Origin of the sequence: Pseudomonas sp. CFBP2511 (assembly GCF_030209255.1) — a bacterium.
Lineage (GTDB): Bacteria > Pseudomonadota > Gammaproteobacteria > Pseudomonadales > Pseudomonadaceae > Aquipseudomonas > Aquipseudomonas avellanae.
Window position 1 is genome coordinate 1 of the sequence record NZ_JARVSI010000001.1, and the last position, 17,956, is coordinate 17,956.

Below are 17,956 nucleotides of genomic sequence, written 5' to 3' on the forward strand. Positions count from 1 at the left end.
TTATCGGTATTGGGACGAGAGCGAGAACCCGGCGTATCGGCTGTTTTTGGGCTGACGCCTGGACGCAGAGCGGGCTTCTATCCGAAGGGCGTGGGAGCGGACCGGGCGACGCTTCGCTTGTTCGCGAAGGGCTGCGAAGCGGCCCCAAAACAGGCCACCTCGGTTGCGTCTGATGTACCGTGTGTACCGGCTTTGCTGCCGGTTCCCGGCAGTTCGCGGACGAGCGAAGCGTCGCCCGGTCCGCACACATTATGTGTACGCACCTTATTGCGCAGGTGTGGGCTCGACTGGCGCTGGCGTGGTGCTTTCTGCAGGCTCCGCCGCTGGGGTGTCGATGGTTTCGGCCTTGAACGACGCAGGCTCGGTTGGCGCGGGCATGGGCTCACTTGCTGAAGGCGGCGTGGCAGGCTCTGCGGCGGGCTCGGTCTTGGGTGATGACTCCTTGGCTTCTGGTACCCGTTTGGCGGGCTCGGCCGCTTTGACCGGCGCCACAGCAGCAGGTGCTGCATCAGGCACGCCCAGATCAGCCTTGGGCTTCTCGACGATATGCGCTGCCTTTTTCACTTCCGGTGGCAGGAAGTTTTCCACCAGACCGAAAAAACGCTCATAAAACTTCGCCGAAGAAACCGTTTCGCTGGCGACCTTGACCATCGAGTCATCGGTAGAGCCTATCGGCATCGATACAGAGCCCAGCACGCCCACCCCGAGGCTTGCCGAGTTGTTGGTCTTCTTCAGTGCATAACGGTCCTGCAAAGCGTTGGCGAACATGGTGGCGCTGCCATCTTTCATGTCGGCCGCGCACACCAGATTGAAGCTGATCTCAATATGGGTATCACCGGTCTGTTGAAAACTCTTGCGGCCTGCGACCATTTTCGGATCGTTGCTGGTGATGATGTAGCCCTGACTCAGCAGAGCACGCCGCCCCGCCTCGCAATACGCCAGATCAGTCGCAGGATAACTGCGCGAGAAAGTCCCGGCGTCATCGAAGTGCTCATGGTCATAAATCGCCTGTTTGGGCGATGAACAGCCTGCTGCCATCAGCAGGACCGAAGTCCAGAATGCGGTACGAAGGGTCAATAGCTTAAACATCGAAAATCCTGAGGAAGGAAAAGACTGCCAGCAAGACTGCGAACTGGGAAATGGCGGTAAGTCTGCAACAAGGCAGACGTTGTATCAACGTACAGCGCAAAAGGATTTGGACATCCTACCTGATCCAGAGGACAGGCCGGATGCGTAACCGACCAAAACGCAGACAACAAAAAAGCGACCCTGAGGTCGCTTTTTTGTTTGCTTCAAGGAGTTCAAGGGCCTTGAAGCGGTGTATGGCGCAGCGGACGGGACTCGAACCCGCGACCCCCGGCGTGACAGGCCGGTATTCTAACCGACTGAACTACCGCTGCGTATCGCTGTAAACCTGTTTGAAACAAACCTTGTGTAGCTTGCTTCTGTACTCGTGATTGAAAGAGCCTTGTGCTTTTCAATCGCAGATCCGGCTAACCCGATCTGTACAAATATGGCGCAGCGGACGGGACTCGAACCCGCGACCCCCGGCGTGACAGGCCGGTATTCTAACCGACTGAACTACCGCTGCGCATTGTGGACTTGCGTCCTGTGTACTGCATTTGAAAGCCCTCATACTTCAGCTTTCAAACTCAACGATGGTGGGTGATGACGGGATCGAACCGCCGACCCGCTGCTTGTAAGGCAGCTGCTCTCCCAGCTGAGCTAATCACCCTTTGCTTCGTTGAGGCCGCGAAATTTACGCACCTAACGAACCTAAGTCAATAGCCTGATTGAAGTTTTTTAAAAAATCGCCTCAATCGCTAAACCGCTACCACACATCAAAAGCACAACAAGGAGCCAATCCCGGCAGACGGTGCGAAACGCCTCGGCACACTATTGGGCGTAGACCATCTTGCGGGTCATGCCGCCGTCGACCACAAATTCCTGCCCGGTAACGAAACCTGCATTTCGGGACAGCAGCCAGGCGACCATCGCCGCAACATCTTCCACCGTCCCTACCCTGCCAGCAGGATGCTGGGCGTGATCGGTCTCGGACAGCGGCTCGGCCCTTCGCAACGACGGGTCGCGCGCGTCGATCCAGCCCGGGCTGACGGCATTGACACGGATCTCCGGCCCCAGACTGATCGCCAGCGCATGCGTCAGGGCCATCAGACCGCCCTTGCTGGCCGCGTAGGCCTCGGTGTCGGCCTCGGACTGACGGGAGCGAGTGGACGTCAGGTTTACTATGCTGCCGCAGTGCGCACGCAGGTAAGGCGCGCAATGCTTGGCCAACAACATGGGGCCGCCAAGATTGACCGCCAGCACCCGATTCCAGTGCGATAGCTCAAGGCTTTCCAGCGTGGTGTTGTGTGGATCGGCGACCGCCGCATTGCACACCAGCGCGTCCAGACGACCGAACTGCCTGAGCACTTCGGCCACGCCGGCTGCGACCTGCTCTTCACTGGCGACGTCCATGCCAATGAACAGGGCGTTTTCACCCAGTACACTGGCCACTTTCGAGCCACGCGCATGGTCCAGATCAGTCAAAACAACTTGCCAGCCCTCGGCAATCAGCCACGCCGCAATACCCAGCCCGATGCCGCGAGCGGCCCCGGTCACCAGCGCGACACGCCCATTGTGGGTGCTGGCAAATTTCAGCGCCCACTCCTCGCCTTTCTCGCCACCGGTCGTGTGACTGGCCGTGTCACTCACAGCGCCGCCAGACCACGGGCCAGGTCAGCCTGCAGGTCAGCCACGTCTTCAAGACCTACAGCAACCCGAATCAGGCTGTCGCGAATACCTGCCGCCTCACGTTCTTGAGGCGCCAGACGGCCGTGGGACGTGGTGCTCGGGTGCGTAATCGTGGTCTTGGTGTCACCCAGATTGGCAGTAATGGAGATCAGCCGCGTAGCATCGATGAAGCGCCATGCGCCGTCCTTGCCACCCTTGACCTCAAAGCTCACCACAGCGCCAAAACCCTTTTGCTGACGTTTAGCCAGCTCATGCTGCGGATGGCTCTCGAGCCCTGCGTAGTGGACCTTTTCGATGCCGTCCTGCTGCTCGAGCCACTCGGCCAGCGCCTGGGCATTGGCGCAGTGCGCGCGCATCCGCAGGTTCAGGGTTTCGAGGCCCTTGAGGAAGATCCACGCATTGAAGGGGCTAAGCGTCGGCCCGGCGGTACGTAGAAAGCCCACCACTTCTTTCATCTGCTCGCTGCGACCGGCAACCACACCGCCCATGCAACGACCCTGGCCGTCGATGAACTTGGTGGCCGAGTGCACGACAATGTCGGCACCCAGCAGCAGCGGCTGCTGCAAGGCTGGCGTGCAGAAACAGTTGTCGACGATCAGCATCGCGCCCTTGGCGTGGGCAATCTCGGCCAGCGCAGCGATGTCCACCAGCTCGGCCAACGGGTTGGAAGGCGATTCGACGAACAACATTTTGGTGTTGGCCTTGATCGCCGCATTCCAACCGCTCAACTCTGCCAGCGGAACGTAATCCACCTCAATGCCGAAACGCTTGAAATATTTGTCGAACAGGCTGATGGTCGAGCCGAATACGCTGCGCGACACCAGCACATGATCACCGGCGCTGCACAAACTCATCACCACCGCCAGAGTTGCCGCCATACCTGTAGCGGTGGCAACGGCCTGCTCTGCGCCTTCCAGTGCGGCAATACGCTCTTCAAAGGAGCGTACGGTCGGGTTGGTGTAACGCGAATAGACGTTACCCGGCACCTCGCCTGCAAAACGCGCGGCAGCATCCGCGGCCGTGCGAAATACGTAGCTGGAGGTAAAGAACATGGGGTCGCCATGCTCACCTTCCGGGGTGCGGTGTTGCCCGGCACGTACGGCGAGGGTATCGAAACCCACGCCTTCAAGGTCGCTGTCCAGCCGACCTGCATCCCATTCCTGAGTCATGCCGCCCACTCCTTGTTCAATTAGTTGTTGTACAGATCGATGATCGCACTCACTGCCTGGGTCTTGATCTTGGAGGCGTCGTTGCGCGCGCTCTCGATCCTGTTCAGGTAGTGCTCGTCGATGTCACCGGTCACGTACTTGCCGTCGAAAACCGAGCAGTCGAAGTTGTCGATCTTGATCTTCTTGCTGCCACTGACCGCTTCGATCAGGTCATTCAGATCCTGATAGACCAGCCAGTCGGCACCGATGAGGTCGGCCACGTCCTGGGTGGAACGGTTGTGAGCGATCAGCTCGTGAGCACTCGGCATGTCGATGCCGTAGACGTTGGGGTAACGCACTGCCGGGGCAGCCGAACAGAAGTAGACATTCTTGGCACCGGCTTCGCGGGCCATCTGGATGATCTGCTTGCAGGTCGTGCCACGCACAATGGAGTCATCCACCAGCATCACATTCTTGCCGCGAAATTCCAGCTCGATTGCGTTGAGCTTCTGGCGAACAGACTTTTTGCGCGCTGCCTGACCCGGCATGATGAAGGTCCGACCGATGTAGCGGTTCTTGACGAAACCTTCGCGGAACTTGACGCCCAGGTGGTTGGCCAGTTCCAGCGCAGCGGTACGGCTGGTGTCTGGAATGGGGATGACCACATCGATGTCGTGATCCGGGCGCTCGCGCAGGATCTTGTCAGCCAGCTTCTCGCCCATGCGCAGACGCGCCTTGTAGACCGAGATGCCATCGATGATCGAGTCCGGACGTGCCAGATAGACGTGCTCGAAGATGCACGGCGCGTACTTGGGGTTGGCCGCACACTGACGGGTGTGCAGCTTGCCGTCTTCGGTGATGTAGACCGCTTCGCCCGGTGCCAGGTCGCGAATCAGGGTGAAGCCCAGCACGTCCAGCGAGACGCTTTCCGACGCGATCATGTACTCGACACCTTCGTCAGTATGACGCTGGCCGAACACGATAGGACGAATGGCATCCGGGTCACGGAAACCGACGATGCCGTAGCCGGTGATCATTGCCACGACCGCATAGCCGCCACGGCAGCGATGGTGCACGTCGGTCACGGCCGCGAAGATATCTTCTTCGGTCGGCTGCAACTTGCCGCGCACGGCCAGTTCATGGGCAAAAACGTTGAGCAGCACTTCCGAATCGGAATTGGTGTTCACATGGCGCAGGTCGGATTCGTAAATCTCCTTGGCCAGTTGCTCAACGTTGGTGAGGTTGCCGTTATGCGCCAACGTGATGCCGTAAGGCGAGTTGACGTAGAACGGCTGGGCTTCGGCCGAAGTCGAACTGCCCGCCGTTGGATAACGCACATGACCGATGCCCATATGCCCGACCAGGCGCTGCATATGGCGCTGATGAAACACATCACGCACCAATCCGTTGTCCTTGCGCAGGAATAACCGGCCATCGTGGCTGGTTACGATACCGGCAGCGTCCTGGCCGCGGTGCTGGAGGACGGTAAGCGCGTCATACAGCGCCTGATTGACGTTCGACTTGCCGACGATACCGACGATGCCACACATGCGACACAACCCCTACTTAGTGGAACTGGATTTACCGAGCACATCCTGCGGCAGTGTAGGCGGCAGGATCTGTTCCTTGAACGGCAGATCAGCGGGTACGCTGATGCCGCTGGCGAGCCACTTGCTGGACATCCCGAGAATCAGGTTTTTCGACCAGTCAGCGACGATGAGAAATTGCGGCACCAGCCTGGACTGCTGCCACCATTGATCCTGTTGTACCGGCCCCAGGCTCAATAGCCCTACCGCTACAACGACCAGCAGGCCTCCGCGCGCTGCGCCGAAGACCATACCCAGAAAGCGATCGGTCCCGGAAAGCCCAGTGACGCGAATCAGCTCGCCTATCAGAAAATTGACCATGGCGCCCACCAACAGGGTGGCGACGAAAAGGATGGTGCAGCTCGCTATGACGCGCGCCGAGGGTGTTTCTATGTAATTGACCAGATACTGCGACAGCCCTGCACCAAACATCCAGGCCACTACGCCTGCAATGATCCACGTCGTCAACGACAGTGCTTCTTTTACGAAGCCGCGTTTCAGACTGATCAGGGCGGAGATGGCGACAATTCCCAGAATTGCCCAGTCAACCGGAGTAAATGGCACGTTGCAGCCTGCAGACGGATAAGGCGGCGCATTTTAGCAGAGCGCCCGCCTGCCGGTAAGCAGCGATTACCGGCGGGAGGCATTTTCCTTCACGGCAGCGGCACCAGGTGCCGGACGGTCAGCCCCGTTCAGGCTGGAAGCGCACCACAATGCCCTTGAGCTTCTGCTGTTTGTCGAGCTGATCACGCAGGCGATCGGCTTCGGCGCGCTCTATCAACGGACCGACAAACACCCGGTTCACGCCATCAGCAGTACGAATATAGGCGTTGTAGCCCTGGGTGCGCAGCGTCTTTTGCAGATTATCGGCATTGGCTCGATTGGACATGCTCGCCAGTTGAACCGACCAACTGATCGACAGACCGTTGGCATCTACCCCGGCAGGTGCGGCTGGCTTGGCAGGAGCCGGTGCCGGCGCAGTTGCCGCAGGCGCAGGCGCAGGCGCTGGTGCCGGCTTGGCCGCAGGCTTTGATGCAGGAGCCGTTGCCGGTGCAGTCGGGGCCGGTGCAATCGGCATGGCGGGTGGCTGATTGTTGCTACCCATGTCAGCGTCGCCCGGCACGGGCTCCTGAGGCAGGACCTGAGGCTCCGGAACCGGCACAGGATCGACCTTGACCTGTGAAACGGCAGGTGCGTGAGGAGCCGAAGGCGCTTCGACCTGAACCTGGCGCGTCTCATCTTCACGCGTGAACAGCATCGGCAGGAAGATGACCGCAACAGCGATCAGCACCAGCGCTCCGACCATTCGCTGCTTGACTACGTTATCCAGCAAAGCCATTTGCAGCTTCCTCATCGGTGTGCCGGGCCAACCATTCCAGAGCCTCGGCAACACAGTAAAAAGATCCGAACAGCAGAATTTCGTCATCGGGCGTGGCGTGCGCACACTGAGCGTCCAATGCCTGCGCAACACTCTGATAGGACGTCACGCGAGCGCCAAGGTTCTGCAATGCCGAATGCAAGTCTTCTGCCGGGCGACTGCGGGAGGTGGACAGCGGCGCAACGGCCCAGTCTGCAATAACCGGCGCCAGGTGCGCGACCACGCCATCAAGGTCCTTGTCGTTGAGCAGACCGAACACCGCAAAACGTTTGCCAGACACTGGCCGACGGGCGAGGCGTTGCTGCAGAAAGTGTGCAGCGTGCGGGTTATGGCCGACGTCGAGGAGCAAATTAAGCTGCTTGCCGTGCCAGCGCACCGTTCGGCGATCAAGACGACCGGCAAGCCGGGTCTGCGCAAGAACCTGCCCGATTGCATCTGTTTGGAGTGGATACCCCAGCAAGGCGAACGCTTGCAGCGCCAACGCGGCGTTCTGCATGGGGAGGTCGAGCAGTGGCAGGCCGCGCAGCTCTATCTGCTCACCATGAGCAACGCCGCGCCAGTCCCAGCTGTCGTCGCCTATCGAAAGGTCGAAGTCCCGACCGCGCAACAGCAATGGGCAGCCAAGCTCGTGGGCTTTCTCCAGCAGCGGTTCAGGGGGAGAAGGATCGCCACACAACGCCGGGCAGCCCGCACGGAAGATGCCGGCCTTCTCGAACGCGACTGACTCACGAGTATCACCCAGGTACTCGGTGTGATCGACGCCGATACTGGTGACCAGCGCCAGATCCGAATCGATCAGGTTTACTGCATCCAGACGGCCACCCAGCCCGACTTCCAGCACAACTGCGTCGAGCTGAGCCCGCTCGAACAGCCAGAACGCCGCCAGCGTGCCCATTTCAAAATACGTCAGGGTGACATCGCCACGCGCCGCTTCAACTGCCGCGAAGGCATCGCACAATTCAAGGTCGGTGGCCTCGACGCCCTGCACTTTTACCCGCTCGTTGTAGCGGATCAGGTGCGGAGAGCTGTAAACACCGACTTTAAGACCCTGGGCCTGCAACAAGGCAGCGACGAAGGCGCAGGTAGAGCCCTTGCCGTTGGTGCCCGTTACAGTGATTACCCGACGCGACGGGCGCATCAGGCCCATTTGCAGCGCTACCTGTCGCGACCGATCCAGGCCCATGTCGATGGCTGACGGATGCAGCTGTTCCAGGTAGGCGAGCCAGTCGCCCAGGGACGTAGGGGTCATATCGTGGTCGGTGCCGGCGGAACGATGATAGGTTCGATGACCGGTGCGACAAAGCGTGGCGTCGGCAGATTCATCATCTGCGCCAGCAGGTTGCCCAGACGCGGACGAAGCTCGCTACGCGCAATAATCATATCGATGGCACCGTGGTCCAGCAGGAACTCGCTGCGCTGGAAGCCTTCGGGCAGTTTTTCGCGGACGGTCTGTTCGATAACGCGCGGGCCGGCAAAACCGATCAGTGCTTTGGGCTCGGCAACGATCACGTCGCCCAGCATGGCCAGACTGGCAGAAACGCCGCCGTAGACAGGGTCGGTCAACACCGAGATGAACGGCAGCCCTTCTTCACGAAGACGTGCCAGAACAGCCGAAGTCTTGGCCATCTGCATCAAGGAGATCAGTGCTTCCTGCATCCGCGCACCACCGGAGGCGGCGAAGCAGATCATCGGGCAGCGGTTTTCCAGTGCATAGTTGGCAGCACGGACGAAACGCTCGCCGACGATGGCGCCCATCGAGCCGCCCATGAACGAGAACTCGAATGCCGAAGCGACGACCGGCATGCCCAGCAAGGTGCCGCTCATGGAAATCAGCGCGTCCTTTTCACCGGTCTGCTTCTGTGCAGCCGTCAGGCGGTCCTTGTACTTCTTGCCGTCACGAAATTTCAGACGGTCTACCGGCTCCAGATCGACTCCCAGTTCTTCACGGCCGTCGACATCCAGAAAGATGTTCAGGCGTGCGCGTGCGCCGATGCGCATGTGGTGGTTGCACTTGGGGCAGACGTCCAGGGTCTTTTCCAGCTCCGGGCGATAGAGCACGGCATCACAGGACGGGCATTTGTGCCAGAGGCCTTCGGGTACCGAGCTCTTCTTGACCTCGGAACGCATGATCGATGGGATCAGCTTGTCTACCAACCAGTTGCTCATGCTTTATATCTCCAGTACCGGTGTGGCTCGAACGACTGACAAACTACACGCCAGCCGCATGCCCTCGGATAAATTCGTGTGTGGACGATGATGAAAGGGCAGCGATCGGCACATGGCCAGACCTGCACACCCCTCACCCCGGTTTTTCACAATGACGGCGTTGCGCATCGGCACCACCGCTTACTTGATTCGACCCGCGAGTCTTGCGGCGGGAACAGGCTTATGGACGGCGGCCGAACAACAACCGTCACATCAGGTGCCGTGCACCGCACTCATGAATGCCAGGATCTTTTCCCGATCCTTGATGCCCTTGCTCTTTTCAACTCCGCCGCTGACATCCACAGCGTAGGGCCGGACCTGAGCAATGGCCTGCGCCACATTGGCCGAGGTCAGGCCACCTGCCAGTATGACCGGCTTGTCCAGGTCGTCCGGAATCAACGCCCAGTCGAAGGTTTCGCCCGTACCGCCGGGCACGCCTTCTACGTAGGTGTCGAGCAGTACGCCGCGCGCATTGCGGTAAGTCCGGCACGCCTGGGCAATGTCATCACCGGCCTTGACCCGCAGCGCCTTGATGTACGGGCGATGATAACCGTCGCATTCCTCTGGTGTTTCGTCGCCGTGAAACTGCAGCATGTCCAGCGCAACCGCATCCAGCGTCTCGTTGAGCTCGCAGCGGCTGGCATTGACGAACAGGCCGACAGTGGTAATGAACGGCGGCAGCGCGGCGATGATCGCGCGAGCCTGCAGCACCGTCACTGCGCGCGGGCTTTTGGGGTAAAACACCAGACCGATCGCGTCGGCCCCCGCCTCGGCCGCAGCCAACGCATCTTCTATGCGGGTAATCCCGCAGATCTTGCTGCGAACGGCTGACATATCGTGAAAACCTCAGACCTTTCGGAAAGTCCCGGATGTTAGCAAATGCTGCTCGGGTCGTCAGCCGTCCAATTCTGTAAAGCCTGTAAGAAAGTGCGGACCGATGTAGCGCTCGGGTAACGGAAATTCGTCACGGTACTCGACCTGAACCAGGTACAGACCATACGGATGAGCCGTCACTCCGCCGGTACGCCGAACGCGGCTTTCAAGCACATCACGCGCCCATTCGACCGGGCGCTCACCGGCCCCGATAGTCATCAGTACGCCGGCGATATTGCGCACCATGTGGTGCAAAAAGGCATTGGCGCGTACATCGATCACGATCATCTTGCCGTGCCGGGTCACGCGCAGGTGGTGCAACTGTTTGATCGGCGACTTGGCTTGGCACTGACCGGCACGAAAGGCGCTGAAGTCATGCGTCCCCACCAGATACTCCGCCGCCTGCGCCATGCGCTCGACGTCCAGCGGGCGGTGGTTCCAGGTAATTTCCTGATTCAGGTGCGCCGGGCGGATCTGATCGTTGTAGATCACGTAGCGATAACGACGGGCGATGGCTTTGAAGCGCGCATGAAACGTGGCAGGCATAACCCTGGCCCACGACACGCTGACGTCGTGAGGCAGGTTGATGTTGGCGCCCATGACCCAGGCTTTCAGTGAACGCTCGGCCTGGGTATCGAAATGCACCACCTGCCCGCAGGCGTGCACGCCCGCGTCTGTACGCCCGGCACACATCAGCGAGACGGGCGAGGCCGCAACCTTGGACAACGCATTTTCAAGGGTTTCCTGCACCGTCAGCACACCGGAGGCCTGGCGCTGCCAGCCGCAATAGCGCGAGCCTTTGTACTCGACGCCCAACGCGATTCGGGAAAAGCCCTCGGCAGCCATTTCGGCAACCGGGTTATCTATGTTCGCCAAAATGCTACAGCCTATCGGTTCGCGAAAAGTCGGCCATTATACGGTCGCAAAAAAAACACGCCACTCAAGCCGGGCGACTGAAACGCAAACGGCCGCAGAGGCGGCCGTTTGCAGGTTGAAACCGGTGCAATCACGCCAGCCGCGAAAGCATCTCCCGCGCTTCGCTTTTCTGCCCGTCATCGCCCTCGGTGACCACTTCATCAAGAATGTCACGAGCACCGTCCGCATCACCCATGTCGATGTAGGCACGCGCCAGATCGAGCTTGGTTGCCGCTTCGTCGGTACCGGCCATGAAGTCGAAGTCCGGCTCGTCATCCAGTGCCGCTGCATCTTCGGCGGTGAACCTTGGCTCATCCAGTGGCGGATGCTCAAGATTTTGCGCAAGACGGTCCAGTTCGGCGTTGACGTCGTCGATTTCGGTGGCGAACGCCTGGCTGGCCTGATCGGTTTCAATCTCGTCTGCCAGCGAAAGATCGAAGTCTTCGGGAAGCTCCAGATCGTCGCTGATCGGCGGTACAGGCTTTGTTTCGCCCAGATCAAGCGGCTCACTGCCAAGGCCCAGCAGGAAGTCGTCCTCGTTCTTGAGCGCAGGATCCTCTTCGGAAAGATCCAGGTCAAAATCGGCAAGGTCTTCAGGCGTCGTCGCGGCCCGGGCCTCTTCCTGCTGCTGCATGATCGACTCGAAGCTCAACGGCTCATCGTCAGGCACCGCCGACAGCGCGGGCTCGTCCAGCATCAGATCATCAAGATTGTCGACCGTGGAGACTTGCGGCGTGGTCGTTTCATCGAACTCGTCCAGGCTCAGATCAAAGTCATGATCGAACGGGTCCTCTTCCTCGACAGGCGCAGCGGCCAGCGGCTCGGGCTCAGGGACCACAACAGGTTCAGGCTCGGCAACCGGCTCAGGCGGCTGTTCAGCCGAGTCATCGGCCAGCAACTCTTCTACATATTTGGCATCAAGCTCCGCCGCCAATGCAGCCGCACTGGCTGCTACTGCCGCGGCGGCAACTGCAGGGGCAGCCGACGCAGGTGCAGAGGCAGGTTCAGAAGCCTGCGGCGCGACCGGCAAGACAACCGGTGCAACAGGCTTCAGGGTCGAGTGACGTTCTTCCAGCTGCTCGACCTCAGCTTCACGCTTTCCCGCAGCCACCAGCTTGCGCTCATGCGCGGCGTAGGCTTTGTTATTGCCTTGTTCAGCATAGATTTCCATCAGCTTGAGGCGAATATCATCGCGCGCCGGATCGTCCTTGACCGCTTCCTCGAGCAGTTCGACAGCCTGATTCATGCGCCCGTAAGCAATATGGATCTCGGCCTGCACCAGCGGATCAGCCGAACGCTCGCGAGCAGCGGCGGCTCCGGCAGCAGCACCTGCGCCCATACGAACATTGGGCGGCGGCACGTCAAGCCCGTCGAAGCTGGCTTGCGGTGCGTCCATGTCCATGTCTGAAACGAAATCGGATTCTTCAGCCAGCGCTCGTGCCATGCGCTTGTGTTTTTCGGCTTCCGCTTTCGCCGCACGACGACGCGCCAGAAACAACAACAGCAAGGCCAGAATCAACAACGCAGCACCGCCGATCAACCCAAGCAATATCGGGTTGTCGAGTGCCTTTTGCAGCATGTCGTCATCTTCGGTAGCGGCCACACGCTCAACGGCCAGTGGCTGATCCGCCGCAGGTGTTGCAACCTGGGCAGCACCTGCCGGCAACGCGTCTTCCGGGGCGATTTCGCCAGCCGGCTTGACCGGAGCACCATTGGCATCGACCAGCGAAGCAGGCACTGCCGCATTGGCCGGGGTCGTAGCTTCAGGGGTTGCTGCCACAGGCGGAACCGCTGCTCCGGCAGCCTGCATTTTGGCCAGTTGACCGTTTTTCAGCTCGATCAGACGCTGTAGCTTGTCAAGCTGGCTTTGCAGGTCGTTCATGCGGCTTTTCAGCTCGGCATTGTCACGGCGCGTGGTATCGAGCGCTTCCTGTGCCACGGCCAGCTTATTGCCCAGGTCAGCGTCGCCCGCCCCACCTTTGGCGGCCGGTTTGCCACCTGCCGAGACCAGGCTGAGATTATCGGAAGTATCAACCTTTGAAGGCGCCGCACCGGCCCGATCACGCCGGGTGGCATCGACCTGACGCGTACCGGTCGGCAAACGCCGACCTTCACGCCAGGCGCTGTATTGACGGGAAACTTCGGCAATCGCCTGCGGCTGTGGCAGTGCGGTGGTCTGCTGCGGGGTCGGCAGGCGCAGCACCTGCCCCTTTTTCAGGCGGTTGATGTTGCCGCCCATGAAAGCATCCGGATTCAGCGCCTGAATCGCCAGCATGGTTTGCTGAACAGTCCCACCGGTACGCACCTTCGCGGCAATTTCCCACAGGGTATCGTTGTTGGCGGTGACGTATTGAGCCTGCTTGTCAGCGGCAGGTGCCGGCACTGCAGCGGGGGTGGCGGCAGGTGCGGGGGCTGGAGCCGGGGCCTGGGGTGCCGCTGCCTCTGTTGACGGTGCCACTGTCGCCAGTTGCGCAGGCGCTGCCGGGGCCGCTGCTGGCGCGGGGGCCGGAGCGGCTGCCGCTGCAGCGGCTTCAGGCGAATACTTCGGCGGGTCGAGCAGAAGGCTGTAGTCACGCACCAACCGGCCATTGGGCCAGAGCACTTGAACCAGAAACTTCACATATGGGACGCGCACAGGCTTGCTGGAGGTAATCCGCAAGACGCTTCTGCCGTTGGGGTCGATCACCGGGGTGAACGTCAGGTCGTTAAGCAGTTCCTGGCGGGAGACACCCAACTGCGCAAAATCGGCCGTGGTTGCAAGGCTCGGCACAACTTGCGCTGCGTTGAGCCCCTGCGCATCGGTCAACTCGATTTCCGCTACCAATGGCTGATTCAGGGTCGACTTGACCGACAATTCCCCGAGCCCCAGCGCCTGCGCCATACCCGATGACAGCGCTGAAGCCGCAGCGATTGCTAATACCAGTTTACGAACCTGAACCATAGCCCATCCCTTGTTTAAAGATTCCCCGACATCCGGAGAGGTAGTCCTGCATTTGGGTGTAAGGCGTGTCGCCACTTAAACAATCATTCAAATTGTTGCCAAGTATCTTTTACACATAGTCTTTTATCAACAATTCGCCAACCTGCACAGCATTGAGCGCCGCGCCTTTGCGCACGTTGTCGCAGGTCAGCCACAGATTGAGTTGCTCAGGATCATCTGTTCCGGCCCGGACCCGCCCGACGTAGACCACATCCTGACCGACTGCATCGCCAACCGGCGTCGGGTAATCACCCGCATCGACCAGCTCGATCCCGGCAGCGGACTCAAGCGCGGCGTTGACTGCCACCACATCAACCGGCCCGCCAGTGCGCAGCGCTACCGTGAAACTGTCACCAAAGAACACCGGCACCTGAATGCAGGTGGCCGATACTTTGAGCGAAGGCAGCGCCAACAGTTCGCGCAACTCGTCAACCAGGCGTTTTTCCAGCGACAAATGACCCGACTCATCCGGCTTGCCCACTTGGGCAAGTACGTTGAAGGCCATCTGGCGATCAAAAAAGCGTGTTTCCAGCGGGCGCACGTTCAGCAGTTCAGTGGTCTGGCGCGCCAGCTCACTGACACCTTCACGTCCCAACGCAGACACTGCCAGGCAGGCCGTTACCGCTACAGACTGAATATCGAGCAGCGCGCGCAACGGGGCCAGCGCCAACGCAACCGCCGTGGCAGACGCACTCGGGCTGGCAACCAGGTGGGGCGCGACGCCGCAAGTGTTCAAAAGCGTAGCATTGATTTCCGGCACGACATTGGGAGCCTGTGCGGACGGGAATGCGCCCGAGAGGTCTATCACCGAGCAGCCTGCCGCGATCGCCTTTTCAGCGTAGCTGCGGCTGATGGCCGGGCCTGCGGCAAAAAATGCCAGCCGGACCTGGCTGAAATCGAACGCATCGACTTCACGCACACGCACGTTCTTGCCGCGAAACGGCACTGAATGGCCGGCTGATTCGATACTGGCCAGCAAGTGCAGATTGCCCACCGGAAAATGACGTTCCTCCAGAACCTGAACAACGGTTTCGCCGACAGTGCCGGTCGCGCCGACTACGGCGATATCAAAGGACTGGCTCATGCAAAAACCTCAGGAAAATCAGGGAGCGGCACTTTAACTGTCGCACCGCCAACAGGCAATTCAAGGGAATAAAAAGCCATGTATTTCAAGGCTCAAGACCTATTGGAAAGAATACACCGTGACTCCAGACGCCCAGCCACTGCTGCCCGTCGAGTTCACGGGAGACGGCCAGCTCGACCATCTGATAGAAAACGTTGCGATGAATCAGCGCTTCAAGGTTGTTGCGCACATGAATATAAGGTGCCGGCTCCTGAGTGTCGGGGTCGATAAACACCCGCAACAGATGATCCGGCCCGGCCTCGGCCTGATCCTCGACATTGGTCGAAAAACGCAACACCTGCCCTTCCCCCTCGCCTTGCACCTCAAGGCTGATCGCGACAAACGGCGCGTCATCGACCTTGATGCCAACCTTTTCTACCGGGGTAATCAGGAAATAGTCATCGCCGTCGCGGCGCATGATGGTGGAGAACAGCCTGACCATCGGCTTGCGACCGATCGGCGTGCCCTGGTAGTACCAGGTGCCGTCGCGGGCGATACGCATGTCGATATCGCCACAGAAATCCGGGTTCCACAGATGCACAGGCGGCAACCCCTTGGTTTTGGGGATCTGCGCAAACAGATCACCTGCCTTGCCTGATTCGGTCATTCTTACTCCTTGACGGGGTTTAGCGTTCGACGCCTAACAAGGTACGAGCGTAGTCCTCAAGTGGCGGGCCGAGCAAATCTTCGGGGTTTGTGTCGTAAAGCGTCAGCAATCCGCCACGGCTGCGAATACGCGCGCTGTCAATGAGGTAGCGGGTGCTGGTCTCGATCAGCATCAGTTGGATGACGCCGCTGTCGACGCCCAGGCGATCCACCGCTTCCTGGTCGGACCACTGATCCCCGTTGCCGATGCGATCGTCAGCCTTGGCGAAACGGGTGTAGAGCAAATAATGCGCGCCGGCACTGCGCGCCTCGACCATGGCCTCATCCAGCCCCAGCGGCGCACGGGCACGACGGACCATCGGGAAGTATTCGATAAAGCCTTTGAACGCTTCTTCAGCCACCACGTTAGGGCGCGGGTAAGCCCTGCCTGGCGGCACGAATGCACCCTGGGCGATGTAAATGAACGAGTCAGGCTGCACGCGCCAGTTGGCAGTGCGGCGGGTACTGCTGTGGTCGAGCAGGCCTGCATCGCTGAATTGCTCGCGAACACCTTCACCCATGTCACTGACTTTCATGCAGCCGCTCAACGCCAAAAGCGTGAGCAGCAGAATCAGGCTACGCATCATCCCCTCCCAGATGCCGGTGACGGAAAACCGGCGAATGGTCGTCGGATGCAGCTTCCGCGCCATCTCTGACGCAGCCAGCAGCAAAGTATTGAGCAGGTGTTCCGGACCGGACTGACGCCTTATCAGACGTCAGGGTCAGGCTTGGGCTCTGCAGGGACGTCGGTGTCGCGCTTGCGCTTGTTGCCCATGCGTACGCCGATGTCCATGAGGAAATTGAAGAAGCCTTCCTGATCTTCCAGCACGTTGCTCCAGAACGGCGAGTGGTACAGCGCAACCGCGCCGTGCACCAGCGCCCAAGCGGCACAGTAGTGGTAGTAAGGCGGGACGTCTTCGAGTTTGCCTTCGGTGATGCGACCTTTGATCAGCAGCGTCAGGTGCTCGAAGTTGGAGGCGCGGATCTTGTGCAGCTCCTCGACCAGCTCAGGCACTTGATTGCCCTTGACCACCTTTTCTTCCAGGCGATCAAACAGGCGGTAGCGCTGAGGATCACGCATGCGGAATTCGAAATAGGCACGCGAAAGCGCCTCTTTGTCCTTGTCGACATCGGCAGAATGCAGCAGCTCATTCAAATCCCGCTCGTAGTCGAGCATCAGGCGCAGGTAGATTTCCGCCTTGGACTTGAAGTGCTTGTAGATGGTGCCTTTGCCAATGCCGACGGCGTCCGCAATCATTTCGACAGTGACGCTGTCTTCGCCCTGCTCCAGGAACAGCTTGAGCGCGGTGTCGAGAATTTCCTGCTCACGGCGGCGAAATTCACGGACCTTACGAGGTTCTTTCTGCATAAGGAGGTCTGTCAGGATCGAAATCGAAGCCGGGTATTATGCCCAATCGGCGCTAAATTGCACGGATCATCCATCTTTATGACCTATACGAACACTTCAGGACGCAAATCGACGCCATCCTACGACGCAGGCAACGCAGGTGAGACGGCGACAAATTCCAGGTATCCGCTGATCACGACGTAGAGGGTGAAATAGGCAAAGATCAGCGCCGAGGCAATGTAGGACCAGCGCAACATCTTTTCGCCCATAAAACGCCCGCCTTGATGAGCCAGTGCGCACAGCGAGATCGACCAGACGACACCCGCCACAACGAACCCGGCGAGAAAGGTCGAGGCGCTGAGCAGATCAGAGCCTTGCCGAGCGATGAGCGCACCGCCGACGGCAGCGAACCAGAGGATGGCGCTAGGTGACGACATCGCCAGAAAGATCCCGCGCAGGAAAAGCGACAGGCTGGATTTGTCCGACTGGACCTCCTGATTATCGAGACCGGCACTGACCGTCGTAGCGCTCATGACCATCTTGAAACAAAACCAGGCCAGCACCGCAGTTCCGCCGAGCCAGAGCACATAGCGCACGGCTTCATACTGGAGCAGCACCGCCATGCCGAGCATGGCCAGAATCGCATACGCCAGATCGCCGACGCAGGTCCCCAGCCCCAGCCATAAGCCCTTGGCAAAACCGCGCTGCATCGACAGCGTGATCATGGCGATATTGGCCAGACCTATGTCCAGGCATAACGACAGACTCAACAGAAAACCGTTGGAAAACTCCACCTGACAACTCCGGGCAAACGCTGAAAACCCTTGGCACACTGACCCCTTCGCTGCACGCTCTGAAGACGCGCAAGTGCTTTTCGAGGACTCAAGAAGCGCTTTGGTATTCCAAAACTGTTTAAAAAACGACCAAAAGACACTGGACGGCGGCCCGTCCTGAGCAATACTTATAAGCGCTGACGCGTCATATCCCCCAAATGACTCGCC

At 59.8% G+C, this 17,956-nt stretch carries 16 protein-coding genes and 3 tRNA genes; all 19 read right to left on the reverse strand.

Annotated elements, in window-relative coordinates; all coding sequences use genetic code 11:
* Positions 1 to 264 precede the first annotated feature (264 nt).
* On the reverse strand, positions 265 to 1,089 hold the full coding sequence (locus QRN38_RS00005) for a DUF2242 domain-containing protein (protein ID WP_057418430.1): 825 nt from the start codon (positions 1,087 to 1,089) through the stop codon (positions 265 to 267).
* A gap of 234 nt (positions 1,090 to 1,323) precedes the next feature.
* Positions 1,324 to 1,400 (reverse strand) — tRNA-Asp (locus QRN38_RS00010).
* 114 nt (positions 1,401 to 1,514) lie between these two features.
* Positions 1,515 to 1,591: transfer RNA gene (locus QRN38_RS00015), tRNA-Asp, on the reverse strand.
* Between the two features lie 68 nt (positions 1,592 to 1,659).
* Positions 1,660 to 1,735, reverse strand: a tRNA-Val gene (locus tag QRN38_RS00020).
* 161 nt (positions 1,736 to 1,896) lie between these two features.
* Positions 1,897 to 2,715 carry an SDR family oxidoreductase gene (locus tag QRN38_RS00025; RefSeq protein ID WP_057418431.1) on the reverse strand — a complete coding sequence of 273 codons (819 nt, stop codon included), beginning with the start codon at positions 2,713 to 2,715 and terminating at the stop codon, positions 1,897 to 1,899.
* Complete coding sequence (locus QRN38_RS00030; protein WP_005770586.1) at positions 2,712 to 3,923, reverse strand: O-succinylhomoserine sulfhydrylase; 1,212 nt, start codon at positions 3,921 to 3,923, stop codon at positions 2,712 to 2,714. The genes QRN38_RS00025 and QRN38_RS00030 overlap by 4 nt, the downstream gene beginning before the upstream one ends.
* A gap of 20 nt (positions 3,924 to 3,943) precedes the next feature.
* On the reverse strand, positions 3,944 to 5,452 hold the full coding sequence (gene purF / locus QRN38_RS00035; protein WP_003381064.1) for an amidophosphoribosyltransferase: 1,509 nt from the start codon (positions 5,450 to 5,452) through the stop codon (positions 3,944 to 3,946).
* Positions 5,453 to 5,464: 12 nt separating this feature from the next.
* Positions 5,465 to 6,052, reverse strand: a complete 588-nt coding sequence (locus QRN38_RS00040; protein ID WP_005770588.1) for a CvpA family protein — start codon at positions 6,050 to 6,052, stop codon at positions 5,465 to 5,467.
* Positions 6,053 to 6,170: 118 nt separating this feature from the next.
* Positions 6,171 to 6,827: an SPOR domain-containing protein gene (locus QRN38_RS00045; protein ID WP_057418432.1), complete on the reverse strand. Its 657-nt coding sequence runs from the start codon at positions 6,825 to 6,827 to the stop codon at positions 6,171 to 6,173.
* Entirely contained in the window at positions 6,811 to 8,115 is a 1,305-nt protein-coding gene (folC, locus tag QRN38_RS00050) for a bifunctional tetrahydrofolate synthase/dihydrofolate synthase (protein WP_054089981.1), read from the reverse strand. Before folC ends, QRN38_RS00045 begins: the two co-directional genes overlap by 17 nt.
* Positions 8,112 to 9,032 carry an acetyl-CoA carboxylase, carboxyltransferase subunit beta gene (gene accD, locus QRN38_RS00055; RefSeq protein ID WP_005619688.1) on the reverse strand — a complete coding sequence of 307 codons (921 nt, stop codon included), beginning with the start codon at positions 9,030 to 9,032 and terminating at the stop codon, positions 8,112 to 8,114. The genes folC and accD overlap by 4 nt, the downstream gene beginning before the upstream one ends.
* Positions 9,033 to 9,284: 252 nt before the next feature.
* Positions 9,285 to 9,905, reverse strand: coding sequence for a phosphoribosylanthranilate isomerase (locus QRN38_RS00060; RefSeq protein WP_005619689.1), 621 nt, complete (start codon positions 9,903 to 9,905; stop codon positions 9,285 to 9,287).
* A gap of 60 nt (positions 9,906 to 9,965) precedes the next feature.
* Positions 9,966 to 10,790 carry a tRNA pseudouridine(38-40) synthase TruA gene (gene truA, locus QRN38_RS00065; protein ID WP_005770596.1) on the reverse strand — a complete coding sequence of 275 codons (825 nt, stop codon included), beginning with the start codon at positions 10,788 to 10,790 and terminating at the stop codon, positions 9,966 to 9,968.
* 160 nt (positions 10,791 to 10,950) lie between these two features.
* A complete protein-coding gene (locus QRN38_RS00070; RefSeq protein ID WP_285362353.1) occupies positions 10,951 to 13,800 on the reverse strand; it encodes a motility hub landmark protein FimV in 2,850 nt (949 codons plus the stop codon).
* A gap of 109 nt (positions 13,801 to 13,909) precedes the next feature.
* Positions 13,910 to 14,923 (reverse strand): aspartate-semialdehyde dehydrogenase, encoded by a 1,014-nt coding sequence (locus QRN38_RS00075; protein ID WP_057418840.1) that lies wholly within the window; start codon positions 14,921 to 14,923, stop codon positions 13,910 to 13,912.
* An 85-nt stretch (positions 14,924 to 15,008) separates the two neighbouring features.
* Positions 15,009 to 15,569 carry a DUF1285 domain-containing protein gene (locus tag QRN38_RS00080; protein ID WP_057418839.1) on the reverse strand — a complete coding sequence of 187 codons (561 nt, stop codon included), beginning with the start codon at positions 15,567 to 15,569 and terminating at the stop codon, positions 15,009 to 15,011.
* 19 nt (positions 15,570 to 15,588) lie between these two features.
* The gene (locus QRN38_RS00085) at positions 15,589 to 16,191 is read right to left on the reverse strand and encodes a DUF4823 domain-containing protein (protein WP_005770603.1); all 603 of its coding nucleotides are present in this window, start codon (positions 16,189 to 16,191) and stop codon (positions 15,589 to 15,591) included.
* Between the two features lie 125 nt (positions 16,192 to 16,316).
* Positions 16,317 to 16,976 (reverse strand): TetR/AcrR family transcriptional regulator, encoded by a 660-nt coding sequence (locus tag QRN38_RS00090; protein ID WP_005770607.1) that lies wholly within the window; start codon positions 16,974 to 16,976, stop codon positions 16,317 to 16,319.
* Positions 16,977 to 17,095: 119 nt separating this feature from the next.
* Positions 17,096 to 17,749: a LysE family translocator gene (locus QRN38_RS00095; RefSeq protein WP_005770609.1), complete on the reverse strand. Its 654-nt coding sequence runs from the start codon at positions 17,747 to 17,749 to the stop codon at positions 17,096 to 17,098.
* Positions 17,750 to 17,956: the final 207 nt, after the last annotated feature.

Excerpts from the sequence above, each read along its gene's own strand:
- QRN38_RS00005 (WP_057418430.1), bottom strand. The coding sequence starts at position 1,089 with ATGTTTAAGCTATTGACCCTTCGTACCGCATTCTGGACTTCGGTCCTG.
- QRN38_RS00090 (WP_005770607.1), bottom strand. The coding sequence starts at position 16,976 with ATGCAGAAAGAACCTCGTAAGGTCCGTGAATTTCGCCGCCGTGAGCAG.
- QRN38_RS00080 (WP_057418839.1), bottom strand. The coding sequence starts at position 15,569 with ATGACCGAATCAGGCAAGGCAGGTGATCTGTTTGCGCAGATCCCCAAA.
- accD (WP_005619688.1), bottom strand. The coding sequence starts at position 9,032 with ATGAGCAACTGGTTGGTAGACAAGCTGATCCCATCGATCATGCGTTCC.
- truA (WP_005770596.1), bottom strand. The coding sequence starts at position 10,790 with ATGGCTGCCGAGGGCTTTTCCCGAATCGCGTTGGGCGTCGAGTACAAA.
- purF (WP_003381064.1), bottom strand. The coding sequence starts at position 5,452 with ATGTGTGGCATCGTCGGTATCGTCGGCAAGTCGAACGTCAATCAGGCG.
- QRN38_RS00030 (WP_005770586.1), bottom strand. The coding sequence starts at position 3,923 with ATGACTCAGGAATGGGATGCAGGTCGGCTGGACAGCGACCTTGAAGGC.
- QRN38_RS00085 (WP_005770603.1), bottom strand. The coding sequence starts at position 16,191 with ATGCGTAGCCTGATTCTGCTGCTCACGCTTTTGGCGTTGAGCGGCTGC.
- QRN38_RS00075 (WP_057418840.1), bottom strand. The coding sequence starts at position 14,923 with ATGAGCCAGTCCTTTGATATCGCCGTAGTCGGCGCGACCGGCACTGTC.
- folC (WP_054089981.1), bottom strand. The coding sequence starts at position 8,115 with ATGACCCCTACGTCCCTGGGCGACTGGCTCGCCTACCTGGAACAGCTG.
- QRN38_RS00070 (WP_285362353.1), bottom strand. The coding sequence starts at position 13,800 with ATGGTTCAGGTTCGTAAACTGGTATTAGCAATCGCTGCGGCTTCAGCG.
- QRN38_RS00060 (WP_005619689.1), bottom strand. The coding sequence starts at position 9,905 with ATGTCAGCCGTTCGCAGCAAGATCTGCGGGATTACCCGCATAGAAGAT.
- QRN38_RS00045 (WP_057418432.1), bottom strand. The coding sequence starts at position 6,827 with ATGGCTTTGCTGGATAACGTAGTCAAGCAGCGAATGGTCGGAGCGCTG.